Annotated in this window: 17 protein-coding genes and 1 other RNA gene; 12 read left to right on the plus strand and 6 right to left on the minus strand. The window is 43.1% G+C overall.

Going from position 1 to position 21,842, the window contains the following annotated elements:
* Positions 1-7: 7 nt before the first annotated feature.
* The 3 genes from AC5JPT_RS03505 to AC5JPT_RS03515 all read right to left on the minus strand — a co-directional run bounded on the left by AC5JPT_RS03505 (position 8) and on the right by AC5JPT_RS03515 (position 1,982).
* A complete protein-coding gene (locus tag AC5JPT_RS03505; RefSeq protein ID WP_493857123.1) occupies positions 8-604 on the minus strand; it encodes a LemA family protein in 597 nt (198 codons plus the stop codon).
* Positions 605-861: 257 nt separating this feature from the next.
* Positions 862-958, minus strand: an RNA gene (gene ffs / locus AC5JPT_RS03510) — signal recognition particle sRNA small type.
* 76 nt (positions 959-1,034) lie between these two features.
* Complete coding sequence (locus AC5JPT_RS03515) at positions 1,035-1,982, minus strand: SDR family oxidoreductase (protein WP_493857124.1); 948 nt, start codon at positions 1,980-1,982, stop codon at positions 1,035-1,037.
* A 162-nt stretch (positions 1,983-2,144) separates the two neighbouring features.
* Here AC5JPT_RS03515 and AC5JPT_RS03520 point away from each other — a divergent pair, with 162 nt between their 5' ends.
* Positions 2,145-3,047 (plus strand): AraC family transcriptional regulator, encoded by a 903-nt coding sequence (locus AC5JPT_RS03520; RefSeq protein WP_493857125.1) that lies wholly within the window; start codon positions 2,145-2,147, stop codon positions 3,045-3,047.
* Between the two features lie 286 nt (positions 3,048-3,333).
* Complete coding sequence (locus AC5JPT_RS03525; protein ID WP_493858422.1) at positions 3,334-4,050, plus strand: SIMPL domain-containing protein; 717 nt, start codon at positions 3,334-3,336, stop codon at positions 4,048-4,050.
* 102 nt (positions 4,051-4,152) lie between these two features.
* Here AC5JPT_RS03525 and AC5JPT_RS03530 read toward each other — a convergent pair whose 3' ends face one another.
* Positions 4,153-4,896, minus strand: a complete 744-nt coding sequence (locus AC5JPT_RS03530; RefSeq protein WP_493857126.1) for a DUF4124 domain-containing protein — start codon at positions 4,894-4,896, stop codon at positions 4,153-4,155.
* Between the two features lie 223 nt (positions 4,897-5,119).
* Positions 5,120-6,529, minus strand: coding sequence for a type I glutamate--ammonia ligase (gene glnA, locus AC5JPT_RS03535; protein ID WP_319051963.1), 1,410 nt, complete (start codon positions 6,527-6,529; stop codon positions 5,120-5,122).
* A gap of 824 nt (positions 6,530-7,353) precedes the next feature.
* On the opposite strand from glnA, the gene AC5JPT_RS03540 reads away from it, so the two are divergent.
* The 5 genes from AC5JPT_RS03540 (at position 7,354) to AC5JPT_RS03560 (ending at position 11,823) form a co-directional block, all read left to right on the plus strand.
* Positions 7,354-7,977, plus strand: a complete 624-nt coding sequence (locus AC5JPT_RS03540) for an anthranilate synthase component II (protein ID WP_493857127.1) — start codon at positions 7,354-7,356, stop codon at positions 7,975-7,977.
* Positions 7,978-8,076: 99 nt separating this feature from the next.
* Positions 8,077-9,198 (plus strand): anthranilate phosphoribosyltransferase, encoded by a 1,122-nt coding sequence (gene trpD / locus AC5JPT_RS03545; RefSeq protein WP_493857128.1) that lies wholly within the window; start codon positions 8,077-8,079, stop codon positions 9,196-9,198.
* Between the two features lie 71 nt (positions 9,199-9,269).
* The gene (gene trpC, locus AC5JPT_RS03550) at positions 9,270-10,151 is read left to right on the plus strand and encodes an indole-3-glycerol phosphate synthase TrpC (protein WP_493857129.1); all 882 of its coding nucleotides are present in this window, start codon (positions 9,270-9,272) and stop codon (positions 10,149-10,151) included.
* Between the two features lie 103 nt (positions 10,152-10,254).
* Positions 10,255-10,986 carry a Smr/MutS family protein gene (locus AC5JPT_RS03555; protein WP_319051959.1) on the plus strand — a complete coding sequence of 244 codons (732 nt, stop codon included), beginning with the start codon at positions 10,255-10,257 and terminating at the stop codon, positions 10,984-10,986.
* A gap of 204 nt (positions 10,987-11,190) precedes the next feature.
* Positions 11,191-11,823, plus strand: a complete 633-nt coding sequence (locus AC5JPT_RS03560; protein ID WP_493857130.1) for a DNA-3-methyladenine glycosylase family protein — start codon at positions 11,191-11,193, stop codon at positions 11,821-11,823.
* A 70-nt stretch (positions 11,824-11,893) separates the two neighbouring features.
* Here AC5JPT_RS03560 and AC5JPT_RS03565 read toward each other — a convergent pair whose 3' ends face one another.
* Entirely contained in the window at positions 11,894-13,765 is a 1,872-nt protein-coding gene (locus AC5JPT_RS03565) for a mechanosensitive ion channel family protein (RefSeq protein WP_493858423.1), read from the minus strand.
* Between the two features lie 474 nt (positions 13,766-14,239).
* On the opposite strand from AC5JPT_RS03565, the gene AC5JPT_RS03570 reads away from it, so the two are divergent.
* From AC5JPT_RS03570 to AC5JPT_RS03590, 5 genes are all read left to right on the plus strand, one after another.
* Positions 14,240-16,141, plus strand: coding sequence for a TonB-dependent receptor plug domain-containing protein (locus AC5JPT_RS03570; protein ID WP_493857131.1), 1,902 nt, complete (start codon positions 14,240-14,242; stop codon positions 16,139-16,141).
* Between the two features lie 346 nt (positions 16,142-16,487).
* Entirely contained in the window at positions 16,488-17,912 is a 1,425-nt protein-coding gene (gene ahcY, locus AC5JPT_RS03575; RefSeq protein WP_493857132.1) for an adenosylhomocysteinase, read from the plus strand.
* On the plus strand, positions 17,896-18,777 hold the full coding sequence (locus AC5JPT_RS03580; RefSeq protein ID WP_493857133.1) for a methylenetetrahydrofolate reductase: 882 nt from the start codon (positions 17,896-17,898) through the stop codon (positions 18,775-18,777). Before ahcY ends, AC5JPT_RS03580 begins: the two co-directional genes overlap by 17 nt.
* 301 nt (positions 18,778-19,078) lie before the next feature.
* On the plus strand, positions 19,079-19,948 hold the full coding sequence (locus tag AC5JPT_RS03585; protein ID WP_493857134.1) for a 16S rRNA (uracil(1498)-N(3))-methyltransferase: 870 nt from the start codon (positions 19,079-19,081) through the stop codon (positions 19,946-19,948).
* 155 nt (positions 19,949-20,103) lie between these two features.
* Positions 20,104-21,816 (plus strand): putative bifunctional diguanylate cyclase/phosphodiesterase, encoded by a 1,713-nt coding sequence (locus AC5JPT_RS03590; RefSeq protein ID WP_493857135.1) that lies wholly within the window; start codon positions 20,104-20,106, stop codon positions 21,814-21,816.
* Positions 21,817-21,842: the final 26 nt, after the last annotated feature.

Raw genomic sequence — 21,842 nt, forward strand, 5'->3', positions numbered from 1 at the left:
CGAAGCCTTAGCCCATATTGACGTTCGGTGCTTGACCAATGGCGTCTCTGTCTTCGAATACCAAAGGACTGAGCGGACGAAAGCCAAAGGTCGTACTGACAAGATTGTTAGGAAATACTTCTCGGTCATTGTTATAGAACATAACGCTGTCATTGTAATGCTGGCGAGCAAAACCGATTCGGTTTTCAGTATTGGTCAGCTCATCCATGAGCTCCTTGATCATCCTATCGGCTTTGAGCTCAGGATAGGCTTCCACAACTGCTGAAAACTGACTTAGCGCTTTAGACAGCATTCCTTCTGCTTTGGCAAACAGTGCCATATGCTCTAGTGAGTCTGGCTGATGTTTATTAGAATCTTGTAGGTCTTGAGCATGATTACGCGCGCTAATCACTCGTGTCAGCGTCTCTTCTTCGTGGCTCAAATAACGCTTGGCAGTTTCGACTAGGTTTGGAATCAGATCATGACGACGCTTTAATTGTACATCTATTTGAGCAAAGCCGTTCTTTGCTTGGTTACGTGCGCGTACCAATCTATTAAAAATGGATACCCCAAATACGACCATGAGCACCACAAACGCAATGAATAGCCAAACAAACATTTTCATAACCAAACCTCAAAGTGTCTAGAATATTAATAAAAGTTAATACATTGTATTTTAAATCATATTAACCAATGAAGCTTTTGAATTGAACAAGAAATTAAATAGCGCATTAAACCAAAGCTTGGATGAAATTTTAGACAAAAAAAAGCCCTTTGCAATGAAGGGCTGGACACATCGTAAAAGTATTTTAAATAAAAAGTATCTTTAATATAAAACGTTTTATCAATGTCAGTATCAAATTTTAGGCAAAAAAAAAGCGACTCCAAAAGCACATCCTCGGCACACATTATAACTATTACCGTTGCTACCTTCCGGTCCTGGCGGGATTCATAGAACAATGTTGCGAGGCTACCAATGGAGCCACCGGATGTAGATTATACAAGGATTTTTTTATTTTGCAACCCCTGCGGCCAAACTGGTTTTAATAAGTCGGTTATAGCTCCCACTCAAACGATGTTTTTTCTTCTGACACCGACCAAAGCTTGGTGGCTACCCTCTCGTCTAAAGCGACTTCATCTAGTGGACATGCCCCAACAGGCCCAACTGTTTGCGCTCGTTTTGTAGGTCCATAGAGTTTTTTCTGCCGAAGATCAGTTTGCGTGGCACACATCACCTCAGGCCACGACCCTTTCTCGGCAGACTGGGCAATAAATTTAGACAATACAGACCATAGCGCCTTGTTAAGAGCACTCGCTGTATCCTGCAACAGGTTTGTACGTGAGGCGCCAGGATGACAAACATAAACGTTGACCAGCTTACCTGCGCTTTCGATACGCCTTTGTAGCTCAAAAGCAAACATGACCTGTGCTAGTTTACTTTGGGCGTAGGCGTTCCAAGCAGTATAGTTGTGATCAAAATTCAAATCATCAAACTGAATGGTTTTTTTACCCATTTTATAGGCATTGCTACCTACTACCACGATACGCCCTTTGGATGATTCGATACGCTCAAAAAGCAAGCCACATAATAAGAAGTGTCCAAAATAATTGACACCCAACTGGCTTTCAAACCCATCGACTGTATGTTCTTGTTTGGCGACTTGTGCGATTGCAGCATTACATATTAGCGCATCAATGTTTGGAACGGTTTTTAGTAGCGTAGCAGCCGCTGCTCGCACACTATCAAGCTCCGCTAAGTCCATACGCACAAAACTCACTTTAGCCTCAGTGCCAAATTCCTGTTTCAAGGCTTGTATCGCGGCAGCTGATTTTTGCGCATTACGATTTAACATGACCACACTAGCGCCTTTACTTAGTAAAATTCGTGTGGCTTCAAAGCCCGCCCCCGAATTGGCGCCAGTGATCAGATAAGTTCTATCAACAAGAGAGCCAAGTAATTCAGGAGTCCAGCCTTTTGGTCCAAATGGATTGTTTGTAGTCATAATATAGTGTCCTATTCGTGATCTAGACGCATACTATAACTCTCAGCTATGGTGATAAATAGGCAACATACTCTCTAAAATATGCCTATTTGTATCATCGTATTGAGTACTGCACACACAGGTGCTAAATTGATACTGTGTTTTTAATCGGCGTACCTCTCAATGAGTAAAGAGCAAATTAAGCAGATTATCGAAAACCACGTTACAGAAGATGGTATGACAGAGACGGGGCTAAGGGGTGTGAAACTCTTCCGGATGACCACATCTGTGCGATGTGCACCAGCAGTATACGAGCCCTCCGTAATTGCTATTGTCAGTGGTGCAAAAGAAGCTATTTTAGATGGCAATCTTTATGTGTATGACAGTAGCCAGTATCTCTGCTGCTCTATGTCTATGCCAATAGAGGCAGGTACACCTGCCGCATCCCTTGATAACCCATTGATGGGCGTATATATCTCTTTAGATACCAAGGTAATGACCGAGCTTGCTATTGAAATACATAGTAATGCGACAGGCATCATACGTAAGCGACAGGACACTCCGCAGCCTTTGGGTCTGTCGCTTTCGCACTGGGATGATAGTTTCACTGAGGCATTACTACGGTTACTAACCCTAATAAATGACCCGGTTGATGCCTCAATACTTGCAGAAAGCCGTTTGCGAGAGCTTTACTATGCGTTTTTAAAGGGTGAGTCAGGCGCCTCAGTACAGCGTGCATTTGGTGTTGGTAACGAAATCGCTCAGTCTATCGAGTATCTGACAGCGCGGTTAGATGATGTGATTACTATTGACGCCATGGCCAAGCATGTAGGAATAAGCCGAGCAGTACTACATCGTAAGTTTAAGCAAGCCACCTCGATGTCTCCTATTCAGTTTGTAAAATCTATGCGTCTGAACACTGCCGCCATGCAGATAGCCACTGGTACAAACGTAAGCACAGCAGCAATGCAAGTAGGCTACGCCAGCTCGTCACAGTTTAGTCGAGAGTTTAAGCGTCTATATGGATGCTCTCCTAAACAATGGATCAACAACAATCAGCATTTAGATAGCATTTCTTATCCGTAGCTCGTAAAAAACGCTCAATCGCACTTAACACTTAACACTTAACACTATTAGTGCCCTAAAGAATAAAATTCTGCTAAAACTATCACGATTATATTAATGGTTTTATTTAATAACTGAGTAACGTAGCTCACAAAATTCTCACAGCAAATTAGATAGATTTTGCTATTTTAAGGAATGAAGTTGCACATATGTCAATATTTAGAACACAAAAGAGACAGCTTCTTGTATAAGAACGGATGGTAAAACATCCATATAAAGATCAATAAAATTAATTAAGGAGACAATGATGAAAAACACGTTACTCAATAAAGCAGCGCTAGCGTCTGGTACGGTTTGTCTAATGACGGCAATGATGGGAAGCGCCCATGCAGAACCAACAGGCTACGATCAACTGACCTTTCAGACAGAAATAAAAGAAGAAATCCAGAACGACGAAGTACGAGCCAGCTTGTACAAAAAGGCGCAGGCAACGGATGCCAAAATGCTAGCCACGACGCTCAATACCTCAATTAATAATGCCATGAAAATTGCCAAACGCTATCCTAGCGTTACTGTGACCACAGGACAACAACGTACCTATCCACGCTACGATAAAAACGACAAAATCATCGGTTGGACAGGTCAAGCAAATATAGATTTGAAAAGTACCGATTTTGCCGCTACTAGCCAACTTATTGCTGATCTACAAGCAACCTTGGTCATGGACAATTTGAACTTTGGTGTCTCAGATACCAAAAAAGATGCGCTAGAGCAAAAACTAATGACGGAAGCCTCCCGCGCGTTTCAACAGCAAGCTAAGAGCCTGACCCGTGCTTGGGACGCCCGTGGCTATCGTGTCATCAATGTTAATTTGAACACCGGTAGTAACTACCCACGTCCTATGTATAGCGCCATGAGCATGAAATCAGGCATGGCAGACGAGTCAGTACCAAGCCAAAGCTTTGAATCTGGTAACAGTACCATCTCAGTCACTGCTAACGGTACCATCGAGCTAACTAAATAAGTTAACTTACCTCTCAAATAATCAACTGACATTAAAAAAGGCAAGCATCATCGGTGGTGCTTGCCTTTTTATTTGGCGAATGATATCTATCTCAATTAGTCGTTACTGAGACTGAGCCACTTCCTGTTGACGCAGTTTCAACAGTACCTTTTGATACCAAGGCAAATTCTGATAAGCCAAGAGCTGCTGCGCAATTTTTTTATTGTTTTGTAGCGTCGTATTATTTTGGATGACGTATACCGTGCGTGTGACTTGCTTGATTACCTGACCGGTTTCGCTTTGTATGACAACTTTGATCGTATGAGCACCTGGCAGCACGTCTATAGTACCAATCGACGCGCTCAAACCTTGTGCTACTTCCTTATCATCTAGATAAATACGCACGCTGTCATCTGCTTGTAGCGCAGGATTAACCTGTACAGCGACATTGATACTTTGCGCTGGGCGACGGTAGGCTCTTTCTTCACTAGGTTCAGCAATCGCCAATTGATAGTTTACTGGTGCGTTGGTCTTAGTACTGGCAGCAGAGGCCGTAGGAGTAACTCTCGTTTGCGATACATTCGATGGCAGGCTATTTGCATCAGAGCTACCTGCCATGCTAGAGCTGGCTGACCTGCTTGTTTCATTGCCTGTCGTAATAGCAATTTGACTGACTTGTTTGCCAGCTTGCTGCTCATAATCCTGCGGTCGATCGGTAAAGGTGACTTGACCGGTTTGCTCATCAACCACTTTATAGATGGGTGCTGCATTGCTTAGTGGTGCGTAAAGACTTGCTATCGCAGCAATCGTCAATAGCCCTACTTTTATGTTGCCTCGTATAGAGTGTTGCGTTGATAACAAAGTCATGGTCAATCAGCCTAATTAGTGTCTGCTATTAATATAATGATATACCAACCATTATGCGATACTTTCGATGCAAAATCAGCAATGTTTGAGGCGTCTTTACTATTCATCTCAAATAGCATTATCTGATGTTAGTACATTCTTGTCTTAACGGCACAAAAAAACCAGCCAAGATATACTTGACTGGTTCTTTTTTGTTGAATTAACTCAACAGACTAATCCATGATTAGCAGCTGTAGTACATGTCAAACTCAACAGGATGCACAGTAACGTTCAAGCGTTGTACTTCTTCTTCTTTCAACGCAATGAAGGCTTCTAGCATATCTTTAGTGAAAACATCACCTTTTAATAAGAAGTCGTGATCATCTTTCAATGCTTGTAGTGCAACATCTAAACTCTCTGCAACCGTTGGGATTTGTGCTTCTTCTTCTGGTGGCAAGTCATACAAGTTCTTGTCAGCAGCCTCACCTGGATGCATTTTATTCTGAATACCGTCAAGACCTGCCATCAATAGCGCAGCAAATGCTAAGTATGGGTTAGCTGTTGGATCTGGGAAGCGAGCTTCGATACGTACCGCTTTTGGGCTACTTACATGTGGCACACGAATAGACGCTGAACGGTTAGACGCTGAGTAAGCAAGCTTAATAGGTGCTTCGTAATGTGGCACCAGACGCTTGTAACTGTTCGTTGATGGGTTGGTAATTGCGTTCAATGCACGAGCGTGCTTGATGATACCACCAACAAAGTACAATGCTGTCTCAGACAGACCGGCATATTCATCACCAGAGAACGTGTTTACGCCATCTTTTGAGATTGACATATGAACGTGCATACCTGAACCATTATCACCAACGATTGGTTTTGGCATAAAGGTCGCTGTTTTACCAAACTGGTGAGCAACGTTATGAACAACATACTTCAACTGCTGAACTTCATCCGCTTTACGTACCATCGTGTTGAATGCAACACCGATTTCAGACTGGCAAGAAGCAACTTCATGGTGATGAACTTCGACGCGGCCTTCGCCAACGATTTCTTCGATACGTTCACACATAACAGAGCGCATATCATGCGAGCTGTCGATTGGCGGTACTGGGAAGTAACCGCCCTTGACGCGTGGACGATGCGCCATGTTGCCCCACTCATACGACTCATTAGTCGACCATGCTGCTTCTTCAGCAGTGATCTTATGACTAACGCCAGACATGTCAACTGACCACTTAACATCATCAAATACGAAGAATTCAGGCTCAGGACCAAAATAAGCCGTGTCACCGATACCTGTAGACTTCAAATACTCTTCTGCGCGGCGAGCAATAGAACGTGGATCACGATCATAGCCTTGTAGCGTTGATGGCTCGATGATATCGCAAGTCACAACGACAGTAACTGCATCAAAGAACGGATCGATAAATGCCGTTTCTGGATCAGGACGCAAGATCATATCAGACGCTTCGATACCCTTCCAACCAGCGATAGATGAACCGTCAAACATTTTGCCATCTTCCATGACGTCTTCATCAACAGTAGATGCTGGGAAGCTGATGTGCTGCTCTTTGCCGCGTGTATCAGTAAAGCGAAAGTCAACCCATTTAGCATTAGAGGATTGAATAAGATCTAATAATTTGTTCGACATACATAATCTCCGTTGTGTTGGTCACGTTATTGCAATTTAAAATTATTGGTGCCATTTTCTTGTTAAAGTATTCCAAGTGTACTCTTTTTAATATCGAACAGCGCATTCGATATTATGCTCATTATCAGCACTATTTATCGTATTAGTCAAGACGCTGGTCTAAGACGTTTACTTAATTAGACCTGCTCTATCTTAACGGCCTAAAATACGCCAAGTCAATTCTAACGTCATTCTAGCAATATATAACTGATAATACTGAACGCTTCAGGCACTTATTGGCGATCACTGGCTAACGATTATTTGAGACCACTTTTTGTAATCATAGATAATCATAGCAGCGTCAATGCAAAGGCTGTGCCAGTTTATTGAATCGATTATCTAAAATCGACTCATACAAGTGCTTATTGTTAATAATTACAGTATCTTACAATAAAGCATAGTACTTGTCAGCAGTAATGTTTATTCGATTGCCTTGTATTTTGCTTTTACTTTAAGCACCAACAATAAACACAATGCACCAAATTAGTGCTGATAGTAGTCATAGTGATGCCACTGTTCTGTTGTGGTGCGTCATCAAAATATTAAGTTACGATTTTATTTGTAATGACTAACCCAAGTCGATCAGTATGATGAAAAACCTGTTTTAAAATGCGGTTGCCTAGTTTACAGGTGTCCTACATTTGATAGCAGAGAAAATAGTGGTAAGATAACGGCGGCGTCCAAAAGCCGAGAACATCATGGATTTTTGATGCTCTTTATCAATGTCTACCTCGTAGATACGCCCCATTCTGAGAAGTATAAAAAACCAATAATTTGGAACGCTCATGATTCTGATGATCGATAATTACGATAGTTTTACGTACAATATCGTACAGTACTTCGGTGAATTGCAGCAAGACATCACGGTTTGGCGTAATGATCAGGTCACTATTGAGCACATTCAGACCCTTGCCCCTACTGTGATCGTTATTGGCCCAGGTCCTTGTGACCCTGATCGCGCTGGTATTTCGCTAGAAGTGATTGAAGTATTCAAAGGAGTAATTCCTATACTTGGTATTTGCTTGGGACATCAGGCTATTGGGCAAGTATTTGGTGGACAAGTGGTCAAAGCTGGTGAAGTCATGCATGGGCGGTTATCTGCTGTGTATCATAACGACCAAGGTATATTCTCTGGACTACCCAACCCATCAAAAGTGACGCGTTATCATTCGCTCGTCATTGACAAGAGTAGCCTACCCAACTGTCTTGAGCTCACTGCATGGACACAGAGCAGTGATGGTAGTATCGGAGAAATCATGGGCATACGTCACAAGGAGTTTGCTGTAGAGGGCGTTCAGTTCCATCCTGAGTCGATATTGAGCGAAGCAGGTTATCAATTGCTCAATAACTTTTTACAGACTCATGGCTTGGCTATCCTAACATCCGATGAGCTACCACAAGTTGGTTAGATTTGACTAAAAGTCATATTGATAAAAAATACTGTTTGCATAAACTCATGCCAAATTTTACACAGATTCACATAAAAAATAATCATAAGCGAGATCATAATGAATACAACAAAAATAGAAGAAACGCACACGCCAGAGAGTATTGAAAAACTGTCTGATGCCCAAACGCATCAACTGCTAACCTCTGCGCTCGGTAGAATTTTTCAGCATATCGATCTAACCTTTGATGAGATGTATCAAGTAATGCTTATTATCATGCAAGGCAGATGTAGTGATGCCATGATGGGCGCTATCTTGACAGGTCTACGCATGAAGGGTGAATCGATTGATGAGATTACCGCATCAGCCAGTGCCATGCGTGCACTAGCCGCCAATATTGAACCAAAGAATTGCGATTATTTAGTTGATATCGTTGGTACTGGCGGTGATGGTGCCAATTTATTTAATGTCTCGACTGCATCAGCATTGGTGGTCGCGGCGGCTGGCGCGCAGGTTGCCAAACACGGTAATCGTGGCGTCTCGACCAAGTCTGGTAGCTCCGACTTGCTTGAGCAGGCAGGTATCAGTCTAGCGCTTAGTCCAGCACAAGCAAAAGACTGTATTGAGAACGAAGGTATTGGTTTTTTGTTTGCTCCCAATCATCACAGCGCCATGCGCTATGCTAATCCTGTACGCCGTGAGCTAAAAGCGCGCACGATCTTTAATATTTTGGGACCATTGACCAATCCAGCCGGTACGCCCAACCTAGTCATCGGTGTGTTTACCGCACAGTTGTGTGAGCCGATCGCAAAAGTAATGAAAAACCTAGGTGCGCGTCATGTCATGGTTGTCGGTGCAAAAGATGGTCTAGATGAGATCAGCCTGGCAACGTCAACCACAGTCGCTGAACTAAAAGATGGAGAAATCTCTGTTTATGAGATGATGCCAGAAGATGCAGGTATCGAATCCCAAACCCTGATCGGTCTCGATGTTGATTCTCCAGCGCAAAGTCTTGAGCTTATTCGCGCCGCTCTGTCTGGTAATGATACTCATGATCGCGCCGTCCTCAAAGCACGTGACATGATTGCGTTGAATGCAGGTGCGGCGATATATACTGCAGGCCTTGCCAGTAACTACCCTAATGGTGTCAGCCGAGCACAAAAAGTCATACAAAATGGTGATGCTTTACTTAAACTTGAATCTTTGGCTGCTTATACACAACAGCTCGTGGCTCAGGATTAGTTTACTGCCATTCATAAAACATAAACTTGTTCATTATTTTCTACTCAATTTAACGATATTCGGACACTCGTATGACCACAATTCACTCAGACATACCTTCGGTACTACAACGCATCGTCGCAACCAAAGTAGAAGAAGTAAAAGCAGCTCGTGAAGTACTGCCCCTTGAGGATTTACAAGCACAGGTCGCAGCGGATCATAAATCGCGTCGTGGATTTGCAGCTGCCTTGCGTGCCGTCAGCTCTACAAGCAATGGCGTTGGTATCATCGCTGAGATCAAAAAAGCCTCACCATCTAAAGGTGTCATCAATCATAACTTTACCCCTGCTCTATTTGCTCAGCAGTACGAGCAAGCAGGCGCCACCTGTCTGTCCGTGCTGACAGATCGTGATTACTTTCAGGGCGATGACATCTACCTGATTCAGGCGGCCAACACCTCAAGCCTGCCAATACTGCGCAAAGACTTTATGATTGATGCGTATCAGATATATCAATCTTACTTGCTGGGTGCTGACTGTATTCTGCTCATCATGGCCTGCCTAGACGATGCACAAGTGCAAGAGCTGCATGCGCTCAGTATCCAGCTTGGTATGGATGTATTGATAGAAGTACATACCCAATCCGAGCTTGAGCGAGCGCTAAAGCTGCCACGTTCAGAGCATAATATTTATGGTATCAATAACCGTGATTTGAATACATTTGATGTGGATTTACAAACCACGCTTGATCTAAAAAGCAGGTTGATCGAAGCACTTGCGACTGATAGTGATGCAGATAACGCTGATAAAAAACCGCTGATCGTAACCGAAAGCGGTATTCATAGTAGCGATGATATTCGTCTGATGCTTAGTAATGAAATTCAGCACTTTTTGATCGGTGAACAGTTTATGAAAACGGACCATCCTGGACAAGCGTTACAATCCTTACTTGCGGGCGTTACAGTAGACGAGTAAAGTAACTCACATATTCAAGCGGCGATAGCACCAAATAGTTTCTACAAAGCAGGCGTGCTATCAGCTAACCCAACATTCATTAATCAACGATACGTTAACTTTTATGTCAAACTCTCTGTTTTCAAAAGAAATGCAAGACCAGCTCAAAGAACTAAAAGGCCAATTGAGTAAAGGTCGTGATACCAATTCACCTGAAGGTGAGAACCAAAAACCAACTGAGCCTGTATCACTATTGACTCAAAAACAAGTAAAAAAAACCGTCAAACAGCTCGATAGCGAACATATCGATGATGATAAGGTGCTGTTCATGCAAGCCATGCACGGGGTGAATCAGTTAGAAGACAAGAACGTCCGCTCACCTGCTAGCACAACCAAAGCAGGCAAACCTGATGCAGCGACACTTTCAAAACGTGCAGCAGCTCAGGGTAGCGAAGCCAGTGATTTAGGTGCAGGATTGTCAGATATGCAAGCCCTACTGAATCCTGTTGCGGCTGAAGCTTATTTGTCCTATAAGCAGCCAACGCTCCAAAACAAAATTTTCGATCAGCTCAAAAAAGGTAAGTTGCGCTGGTACGATGCAGTAGATATTCATGGCTGTACGATAGAAGAAGCGCGCGATGCCATGACTAAGCTGCTAAGCCAAGCAAAACAAAGTAACGAGACCATGGTAAAAATCGTACATGGCAAAGGTAGTGAAGCAATTCTAAAAACCTGTATCAACGGGTGGTTGCGTCAATTGCCAGAAGTACTGGCCTTTTGCTCTGCACCGCCAAAAGACGGCGGTAATGGCGCTGTACTCGTATTGCTCAAGAAGCCAAAGGCAGACGGCGAATAGATTACTCGCTAACAATTGAGCGGTATTAAAAAAAGGACTACAACCAAGTAGTCCTTTTTTTGTCTGTAGCTTATATGTTTTTTTAATTGTTTAACGTTTAGCCCTCTGCCTACTAACGTTTAGCCACTTACCTACTGATATAACCCACCACTCTTTGCTATGATATCTGTCAAGACACCTACTCATTAGAAAAGCGATCTTACCATGAGCATACATACCATCGAAAACAGTCAAGAGCTACAGGAGAACATCACTGCGTTGATTGCTATTGAGCCAAAATTTTCCTCCGTCTATGAACAGGTAGGCACACCTAGTCTAAGACACAATGCAGGTGGGTTTGAGCAGTTGATGAGAGCGATGGTCGGTCAGCAATTATCTGTAGCGGCGGCGGCTAGTATATGGCAACGTTTGGTTGATGCAGAGTTAATAACGCCGCAGGCAATACATCAAGCGACGGACGAAGACCTAAAAGCTAAAGGACTATCTAAACAAAAAACTCGCTACGTCCGCTCATTAGTCGATCATGATATCGACTTTGCAGCATTGGAAACCTTACCAAATGAAGAGGTTATAACAACCTTGACAGCTGTGATAGGCATTGGCCGCTGGACTGCTGAGATGTACTTATTATTTTCTTTAAAGCGTGCAGATGTGTTTGCTGTTGATGATCTAGCCATCAAAGTTGGCGCCATGCATTTACTAGGATTAGCAGATCGACCAACACCTAAGCAACTCAAAAACCTTACTCAGCATTGGTCACCCTATCGCAGCGCTGCCAGCCTACTGCTTTGGTCATACTACGGCTCACTACGTAATAAAACCGCTGTGCCGTTGTAACAACTACTGTCATGAAACATGATGCTATTGAACACAACTCTGTTGAACTTCACACCTGTCGGCATAGCGCTTATGGTTGATTCCATATAGAGAGATTGAATTTGTTTTTTGTGTGTTTAAATTTACTTTTTCTAAGCATATGACTTTTATGTTTTAATGCTTTGAGTGCCCCTTTTCTGGTAACGGTTGCCATAGATGAATTGGGTTTTTTGGTATCGTTTCTGATGTTGTCATTACCTATATTGTCGTTAAGGCCAGTACTAGCATGATTGTCACTGCTGTCTGTGCTTACCGTTGTCTCATCACCATTACCGCTGCTATCATTTGATGTATCTTCTTCTATTGTTTCATCTACCGTACTGTCTATATGATGTTCAAGCTCAGCCTGATTGACGATCAGCTGCTGGGTGGGCAATGCATGCTCGACCTTGTATTTTGCCACTTGGTTCAATACCTCAACGAACAATACATTTTGCTTGTCATAGAAATCAACAACGTTATTGGCGTTAAGATATGCCTGTAGCTGAATCACGTAACAGTCTTGACGCAGCTCTGAAATATTGACTTGGTTCCACTCTTGGTTAGTCATCTCATGTTCTTTCAGAAAATTATCCAAATCTGTGACCATTTTGAATACCACATCGATATCAGCGTTACGTTTGAGATATAGCTTATGGTAAAACTGAAACATATCACGAGAGGTAAAGTTTTCAATTTGCATCGACGAAAAATCACCATTCGGTACGGTGACAATCGTCCGTGATAAGGTGCGTACGCGTGAGGAGCGAATACCAATATCAATAACGGTGCCTTCGTAAGTACCAAACTTACAATAATCACCGATACGTACGGGCGAATCCGCCACCACCACGACACTACCAACGAGGTTTTCAATAGTCTTTTGCGCACCAAGTGCTAAGGCTAAACCACCCACACCCAATGCAGCAATACCAGTCGTCAAGTCAAAGCCCAAATTGCCAAAAATAACGATGACCGCGAATATCAATAGTAACGCTTTGACTACTTTTCGCATCAGTCCCAATATCGAGACACGCTCAGTGTAGTTTTTCTTATAGCTTAGATTGACCGCTCGCGTAAATATGGCATCGATAACCCGCAGCAACAGCCAAGTGGTTGCCACCCATGAAGCAATATCAGTAAAGCGATTGACAGGCTCACGCAGCGTGACTGACACGCCAGCATAGACCATAACCTCTGACAATATCAGCGCCATGATAACGACAGCAAGTGGTAATATTACTTTGTTCGGTAATGGTAATGGCGTACCACGCACACGAGGATAAGTGATTCTTAATAAGTGATACAGTAGCCACACAGCAATATACGTGAGCACAAAACTACTCACAATCATCGTTAGCGCAGCGACCAAATCAGCCAACTGATAGCCAAAGAGTTTTTTGCCGTCAAGTGAGTCAAAGGTATAACGCGATACCAACGTCGGCTCAGTATTTTCTATGACTTCTGGTACGGAAGCGAGCGTTTCACTTGAGAACTGCCAGTACTGCTCGTTATCTTCGGATACTACCCTTTCTAGTAACAATGAAACATTTTTTTCACCGATACTGATCACACCCACATTTTCTTGGTTGGGTGGTAACTGGTCGGTGAGATTGCCACCAGGCAGATTACTAATCTGCAAATCAGGCTGGAACCGCCCTCCTGCATCTAATGCTTGCTTGAACTGACGCACAACGGTCGTTGGATTATCAGACTTAGATAGGTTTAGGTAGTTACTCGCCAGCAAATAATCGTTTTCGCCCAGCGCACTGATAAAACCTTGTACGGTATCACGCGGCGTATCGCGCCCAAATGAATCAGGTAATGGTCCACTTACCATCTCTTCACTACTGTCGCCACCTACCCCAAGCGCGCCTGCCTCAAGAGCAAAAGCCTTATTGGGTACGGCAATACTTACCATCATGACCAACAACAGCAAAACAGCTGTTAACGGTATCTTAATGATGGCGTTTAGTGAAAGAAACGCAGTAGTAGGCGGCAGATTATGCTTAGTAGACAAGACAAACCTCTTAGCTTTATAGGTGGCACGATGAAGAACATAGGATATCTGTACTATGATAACAATTATTTATAACAGCAGTGCTTTTGATTATGCGTTTTTGTTGTCATCTATGTGAATGAGCGGGCCTAATTTTTCATCTCTCTCCATAATCAAGAGGAAGTTACCTTTGATCAAAGGATCAACATCTCATCATGAATTCCACTCACGCTACCCTGAATAAATATTAAGTTAAAGTGGTTTATAAAATGCTAACTTTTATAGATAATGAGCGCAGCCTTACTTATATGCTTTTTTTTGTAACTTTTGATGCCCATCACATCAAAATAGTTACCTTTTATTTTTGCCATCCTTCATGGGATTACTCTGGAATTGATTATGTTTTCTTCACGTTCGTCATCGAATACCTATCTTCGTCTAAGTATCTTAAGTGCGCTTGGTTTACTTGCCGTAAATACTGCGATGGCAGCTACCATTCAAGATACGACTATCAGTGATAGTGACTTGCCACAGGTTGACCTTGATGAGATCGTCGTGACAGCGACGCGTACGCCTACCAAGACCAGTAACGTAATTGCTCAGACAAGAGTGATCGATAGTGAAGAGTTGCAGCGTTATCAGGGTCAAAGCGCACTTGATGTATTGAAACGCCAACCTGGTGTCAGCTATTACACCAACGGGGGACCTGGTACGGTCTCAAACTTTTATATGAGAGGTTACGATAACAAGCAAATCTTAGTATTGATTGATGGTATACGTTATAGCTCATTAAGTGCAGGTGGAGCAACTCTAAGCCTACTCCCTGCTGATCAAATTGAGCGTATAGAAGTAGTCTATGGGGCTTCTGGTTCTAGTATTTATGGCGCTGATGCAATGGGCGGTGTGATTCAAGTTTTTACTAAAGGCAGCAACGTTGAGCGTAGTGAGTTCTCAGTAACCGCAGGCATAGGCTCAAACGATGAATATCTATACGGTGCTAGCGCTCAGTTTACCAATGGTAAAGGCACTTCGGTCAGCTTATCTGCTAGCCACAATGAAACCGATGGTATCAACGTAACGCTACCTAATAATTTTGGGTACAATCCTGACGATGATGGCTTTGAGAGCGATAACTTTAGCATTGCCTTAAACCAACGTATCAATGAGCAATGGTCTGTAGGTGCTAGCGGGCTATATAGTAAGTCAACGACTGAGTTTGACAATGGGCTAGAAAATGATGCCTACTCTGATCAAGAAAACGGCTCAGCGCAAGCTTTTATTGATTGGCGTTATAGTCCTGGTTCTTCAGTGAAGTTACAGTATGGACACTCTATCGATAAGTCTGATACTCCGACATATAATAGTGTTTATGACACTAAACAAAACCAAGTTAGCTTAGTCGGTCAGCATCTATTGCCTGTAGGTCAAGGTATATACGGTGTAGAATATCTCAACCAAAGCCTTGATTCTAATCAATACAATATTGACGATCGTGATGTGACTAGCGCCTTTTTAGGCTACGTACTAGCCAACAACCAATTCGATGCGCAAGCTAATATACGTTTTGATGATAACTCTCAGTACGGTGACGAAACGACCTATAATTTAGGCGGTGCCTACCACCTCACGCCAAATCTACGCGCTGGTGCTAGCTATGCTAAAGGGTTCCGTGCACCAACGTTCAATGACTTATTTCCAGGTTTTGGTGGAGACCCCGACTTAAAGCCCGAAACGAGCAATAATTACGAAGCATTTATTGAATATGATACTTTGTTACAGTCTACACGTTTAACAGGCTACCGTAATAACGTTGATGATTTGCTCGCAAATGATGGTGTCCCTACTACCGATAATCCATTTGGTAGCATTAAAAATATTAACAAAGCAAAAATTGATGGTATCACCTTAACTTCAGATTGGACGATTGATAATTATCTGTTTGGTGGTAGTTACGATTACCAAAAAGCCAAGGATGACAGTGGCAACAGTAGTGATGGCAATTATCTACCCGTTCGTCCTAAGCATAAAGGTTTGATATATGCAGGTTACCGCTTAGAAAATGTAGATGTTCGCGCGGAATACGAATATATAGATGACTATTATTATAATATCTCTAACGCTGACTCACAGTTTGTTGATGGTTATGGTCTGCTTAATATCAGTGGCAACTATCAACTGAACTCAAACCTTTCATTGACAGCCCGTCTTAATAACATTACTAATAAGACCTATGTTATTGCTCCAAGTTATAACACTGACGGTACTAACTTTTTCACCTCTCTCACCTATAACTGGTACTAATGTTGGCTGAGTAGCATCAAAAAATATCTAAATATAAAAGGTCATCTACAGGTGGCCTTTTTTTATACCTATGAAAAACATACAGGTACTTATGCCATGACTGCCTATCATTTATCTCAGTCAATAGGTGACAATTAACCACTCATCTATTACAATAACGACCTCCGAGAGGTGTTGCGCCATAATAGTGATTTACTGCATTAATATTCTAAAGTTATGCAATCACAGGTTATGTTAGGCTCGGTTAACTGTTGAGTATCCATCGTTTTGGTCGCTCACAGCGCAAACAACGGCACCTGCGTTTTTATTCTTTTTATCATTCGTTAACCACTGATAGGAGCATATTATGGACGCAGTGTCTACTACACCATCTGCCCATACGATCGATCCCTCTTTCACTGACTATAAAGTCGCTGACATCAGCCTTGCTGATTACGGCCGCCGTGAAATCACTCTTGCTGAAGCCGAAATGCCTGCCCTAATGGGCTTGCGTCGTCGCTACGAAGCAGACCAGCCACTCAAAGGCGCGAAAATCGCTGGCTGTATCCACATGACTATCCAAACTGCCGTACTTATCGAGACACTTGTCGCGCTAGGTGCTGAAGTACGCTGGACCTCATGTAATATCTTTTCAACTCAAGACCATGCTGCTGCGGCTATCGCTGCTGCGGGTATCTCTGTTTATGCTTGGAAAGGCGAGACAGAAGAAGAGTACGAATGGTGCCTACGTCAGCAAGTACATGTTGGCGGCGAAGCGTCAGGTCAGCTTTGGGATGCCAACTTGATCTTGGATGATGGTGGTGATTTGACCGCTCTTATCCATGATGATTATGCTGAGCTTCTTGATAACATCCATGGTATCTCAGAGGAGACCACCACTGGTGTACATCGTCTGGTTGAAATGCTTGGCAACGGCACACTCAAAGTACCTGCCATCAACGTCAACGATGCAGTTACCAAGTCTAAAAATGATAACAAATACGGCTGCCGTCATAGCTTAAACGATGCTATTAAACGCGCTACCGACATGTTCCTTGCTGGTCGCCGCGCTTTGGTTATCGGTTACGGCGATGTAGGTAAAGGCTCTACGCAGAGCTTACGCCAAGAAGGCATGATCGTACGTGTCTCAGAAGTTGATCCAATCTGTGCTATGCAGGCATGTATGGACGGCTTTGAAGTATTATCACCATACATCGACGGTGACAACACTGGCGGCGCAGACAACATCAACAAACGCTTGCTTGAAGATACTGACATGATCGTCACGACCACTGGTAACTACCATGTTTGTGATCGTCATATGCTAGCAGCATTAAAACCTGGTGCTGTGGTATGTAACATCGGTCACTTTGATACCGAAATCGACACTCAGTTTATGCGTGATAACTGGCGCTGGGTTGAGATCAAACCACAAGTGCATCAAATCTTCCGCTCAGATGACGAAAACGATTATTTGATCTTGCTTGCTGAAGGTCGCCTAGTGAACCTAGGTAATGCTACTGGTCACCCATCACGCGTGATGGACGGCTCATTTGCCAACCAAGTACTGGCACAGATGTATTTGTTCGAAGAAAAATTTGCTGATCTGCCCACTGATGAGCGTTTTGACAACTTATACGTTAAAGTCTTACCGAAGAAGCTGGACGAAGAAGTAGCCGCTGCTATGGTTGCAGGTTTTAACGGTACCCTAACTAAGCTGACCCAAAAGCAAGCCGAATATCTAGGCGTACCTGTTGAAGGTCCATTCAAGCCTGATGCTTATAAATACTAAAAGGAGCCTGACTGTGAGTAAGCCTGCTTTCTCCTTTGAGTTCTTTCCTGCAAAAACCGAGCTGGGTCACGAAAAGCTTCTCAGAACTTATGATGAGTTGAATACGCTGTCACCAGCGTATTTTTCAGTGACCTACGGTGCTGGTGGTTCGACCCGCAACCGTACTTTAGATATCGTAAAAGCACTAAGCGCACGCGGAGATACCGAAATTGCGCCGCACATGTCTTGTATCGGCGATGACAAGTCTGAGATCGCTGAGTTGCTTGAGTTTTACAAAAGCTTAGGGATCAGACGTCTTGTCGCATTGCGTGGTGACTTACCATCAGGTCAGGTCGGTATGGGTGAACTCCCATTTGCAGTAGATTTGGTCAGATTTATCCGTGAGCATTCAGGTGATCACTTTCATATCGAAGTGGCTTCTTATCCTGAGATGCACCCACAAGCACACAGCTTTGAGTTCGATGTCGATAATCTGGTAAATAAATATCATGCTGGTGCCAATGCATCGATTACGCAGTTCTTTTATAATGCAGACAGCTATCTATATCTGCGTGACACACTAGAGAAACGCGGTATCGATACCGATGCACAGCCATTGGTGGCTGGTATTATGCCAATTACCAACTCTAGCAATCTGATACGCTTTGCTGATAGCTGCGGTGCTGATATTCCACGCTATGTACGTAAGCGCTTGGCCGACTTTGGTGACGACAACAAAGCCATCCGTGAGTTTGGGTTTGATGTGGTTTATCGCTTATGTGAACGCTTGATTGCCGAGGGTGTGCCAGCCATGCATTTTTATAGCATGAATAAAGTCGAGCCAAACAAACGCTTGGTTGAAGCACTAGGCTTAACTGCTGAGTAAGATTAACTGCTTAGTTGTTGATATTTATAAATAAATCTAATTGACTGATTGATAACTGGCGCTCTTAGGAGTGCCAGTTTTTTATTGGAAAATTTTGGGCTATTACCTTTCATATTTTATAAGATACACTTTATCTTAATTATTTTTTTATTTTTCCTTCACTGTGCGATAGTATTGTCTATATAACGAGTGGTTGCATTAAACAATAATTATCATAAAAGCCATGCCTTTAGGTGGCTCAAGTGATATTCTATGGACCCGATAATAAACGCTCCCAATCAAACAATAGGAATAAGACCTCGTGCGACGTTTTTTTTATACCATTGATAGTGACAACGCCGATGCCCCGCTACTGCCTAAATTGAGTGAACTGTCTCAGGGTAGCGATATTGAATTACCAGACAGCATCATCCATCACTGGTGCCGAGTTTTGCGTGCCAATGTCGGTGATCAGGGCATCCTGTTTGATGGGTTCGGTGGTGAGTATCAGGTACAGCTACAGACGATCAGTAAGAAGAAAGCAACTGCTACCTTACTCTCTCACTTTAACGATGACCGCACCGCACCTGTTATCAGTAAGATTGGGCTAGTAATGAGTCGCGGTGAACGTATGGATTACGCGATCCAAAAAGCAACAGAGCTTGGTGTAACTGCTATACAACTGCTCAGCAGCCATCATGGTGAAGTCAACTTAAAGCCTGCACAAGTTGAAAAAAAGCTGGCGCATTGGCAACAAGTAGCCATAGCAGCTTGTGAGCAATGCGGTCTCAATCGCCCGCCACTTATCCTGGCTCCATTGTCTATTCGTGACTGGCTAGCCCCTACTAAATTCCCAAACGATAAGACAGCGGTCAGCCCTATTGTCTCTACACTCAGTAAAGACAAGTACTATGAAGTACTAGAGAGCGCAGCAGATTTACGATTGCAAATGAGTGTACCGGCAGCAGGTCAACCTGCCAAACCAGAGATACTGGAAACTGTGCTTAAACAAGAATCACCATATATTGAACTATTGATTGGTCCTGAAGGTGGGCTTAGCGATGATGAGTGCCAAAAAGCAGAATCAGTAGGTTTCGCCCCTTGGCAAATCGGTACTCGAGTGTTGCGTACCGAGACCGTACCTGTCGTCGCTTTGACGACCTTACTCGCCTTGTATAGTTATAATAAATAATCAATAATGATAGTCATTATCTTTTAAGTCATGATTAAAGTACAACTTTTGTTTTATATTGTGTAGAATTAAAAGTGATCTTAGCTCAATTTTAGTCAGTTGAATCACAGTCTTTATTTGTTTCTATGAGTCATTATCTTTTGTGAGACATTATTATGAGCAATTTTGACCCTATCCCAGTATCGATTAAACAGCAATTAATGACCGAACTGTGTGAGCAGATAGACGATGCCATATTTATATTGGATGGCAATTTGCGTTATCTCACGGTTAATGCCAGTTATGAGCTCCTGATTGGTTACAAAGAATCATTTTTGGTCGGTCGTCCACTTGGTATTTACGCTGCTGAATTTTTGTCAGAAGAAGAGCAGCTTATTTTAAAAGATATAAAAAGCAATCTAAGCGAGACAGGGTTTCACGAGCTTGATTTTTCAATGGCTAATCGCTATGGACAGATGATTGACTGTCATGTGACCTATCGAAAAATCTCTGTTGAGGACGTGGTATATCATGTTGGCATGCTACGCGACATGTCTTCGGTTGTTAAAGATCAAAAACAAGTTGCGCACTTGCTCAACTACGATCAACTTACAGGATTACCTAACCGTAAGGTGTTTTTGAGCCAGACCAGCGATATTTTATTAGATACTTATCAAGAAGTGGTCATCGTACGTCTCAATATCGACCGTTATCGCAATCTGGCAAACTTATTAGGACCTGATGGTATCAACTCCTTAACAACCAGCTTTGTAGAACGCATTAAGCAACTCGAATTGGCACATTTACGGTGTTTATCTCACTTTGGTGGTGATGATTTTGCATTATTGTTTGAATGCAAAGACGGCAATATGGTACGCCATCAGTTAGATACACTGATGCAAATGTGCGAACTCCCTTTCCCTATGAATGACAGCGCCACAACGGACGCAAATATTTATTGCCATGTTTCAGTGGGCGTCAGTTATTTTCCTAAAAACGATGGTCAAGTGACAGGTTTACTAACGAAAGCAGAAAAAGCATTACAGTACGTCAAACAGCATGGCGGTGACGATATTCGCTGGTACGACAAGACCATTGAAGAGGCAACGGCAGGGAGTCTACAGTTAGAAGCCGAGCTTAGAGTGGCGACTACTGACGGTCAGTTCGTTCCCTACTATCAGCCAAAATTCTCGTTAGATACGGGTGCCATCACGGGTTTTGAAGCTTTGGTACGCTGGCAACATCCTACACGTGGTCTGCTAAAGCCCATACATTTTATTGACGCTATTCTCACGCACAAGCTATCATTTGAGCTGTTTTCACAGATGGCAAATCAAATTGCCAAACAGTTATCTGAGTGGCAGCAGCAAGGTTTTTGCCAACATATCTGTATCAATGCCGACGCAGCTGAATTTAGCCATCCTGACTTTTTTGATATGGTCAGTGGCCTGCTAGTACAGCATGATATTGCTGCCTGCCAGCTGCATATTGAAGTGACTGAGTCTTCCTTGATTCAGCGCCATGACAACGTTAGACAACAGCTCAATTCACTCAAAGAGCTGGGGGTTTGTCTTGCGCTAGACGACTTTGGCACTGGTTATGCGTCTTTGAGTTATTTACAAGAGTATCCATTTGACTTTATCAAAGTCGATAAGAGCTTTATATCCAATATTGAAACGGATCGTACCCAGCATGCGATTGTAAAAGCCATTTTAGATCTAGCCGTTGCTTTAGATATGCAAGTAGTGGCGGAAGGTATCGAAACTGAGCAGCAACGCGATGTGCTCCTAGACATGGGCTGCAAACAGGGGCAAGGTTATTGGTTCAGCAAACCCATCCCTGCTGATGTTGCCACTGAGATGCTGCTCAAACAATATACTACCGAATAATCATATAAATGTTCGTGTCTTAAGAC

Source organism: Psychrobacter sp. H26, from assembly GCF_059073035.1.

Coding starts and splice junctions, on each gene's coding strand:
- AC5JPT_RS03555 (WP_319051959.1), top strand. CDS start 10,255: ATGTCAAACTCTCTGTTTTCAAAAGAAATGCAAGACCAGCTCAAAGAA.
- ahcY (WP_493857132.1), top strand. CDS start 16,488: ATGGACGCAGTGTCTACTACACCATCTGCCCATACGATCGATCCCTCT.
- AC5JPT_RS03570 (WP_493857131.1), top strand. CDS start 14,240: ATGTTTTCTTCACGTTCGTCATCGAATACCTATCTTCGTCTAAGTATC.
- trpC (WP_493857129.1), top strand. CDS start 9,270: ATGACCACAATTCACTCAGACATACCTTCGGTACTACAACGCATCGTC.
- trpD (WP_493857128.1), top strand. CDS start 8,077: ATGAATACAACAAAAATAGAAGAAACGCACACGCCAGAGAGTATTGAA.
- AC5JPT_RS03505 (WP_493857123.1), bottom strand. CDS start 604: ATGAAAATGTTTGTTTGGCTATTCATTGCGTTTGTGGTGCTCATGGTC.
- AC5JPT_RS03530 (WP_493857126.1), bottom strand. CDS start 4,896: ATGACTTTGTTATCAACGCAACACTCTATACGAGGCAACATAAAAGTA.
- AC5JPT_RS03590 (WP_493857135.1), top strand. CDS start 20,104: ATGAGCAATTTTGACCCTATCCCAGTATCGATTAAACAGCAATTAATG.
- AC5JPT_RS03525 (WP_493858422.1), top strand. CDS start 3,334: ATGAAAAACACGTTACTCAATAAAGCAGCGCTAGCGTCTGGTACGGTT.
- AC5JPT_RS03540 (WP_493857127.1), top strand. CDS start 7,354: ATGATTCTGATGATCGATAATTACGATAGTTTTACGTACAATATCGTA.
- glnA (WP_319051963.1), bottom strand. CDS start 6,529: ATGTCGAACAAATTATTAGATCTTATTCAATCCTCTAATGCTAAATGG.
- AC5JPT_RS03560 (WP_493857130.1), top strand. CDS start 11,191: ATGAGCATACATACCATCGAAAACAGTCAAGAGCTACAGGAGAACATC.
- AC5JPT_RS03565 (WP_493858423.1), bottom strand. CDS start 13,765: ATGATGGTAAGTATTGCCGTACCCAATAAGGCTTTTGCTCTTGAGGCA.
- AC5JPT_RS03580 (WP_493857133.1), top strand. CDS start 17,896: ATGCTTATAAATACTAAAAGGAGCCTGACTGTGAGTAAGCCTGCTTTC.
- AC5JPT_RS03515 (WP_493857124.1), bottom strand. CDS start 1,982: ATGACTACAAACAATCCATTTGGACCAAAAGGCTGGACTCCTGAATTA.
- AC5JPT_RS03520 (WP_493857125.1), top strand. CDS start 2,145: ATGAGTAAAGAGCAAATTAAGCAGATTATCGAAAACCACGTTACAGAA.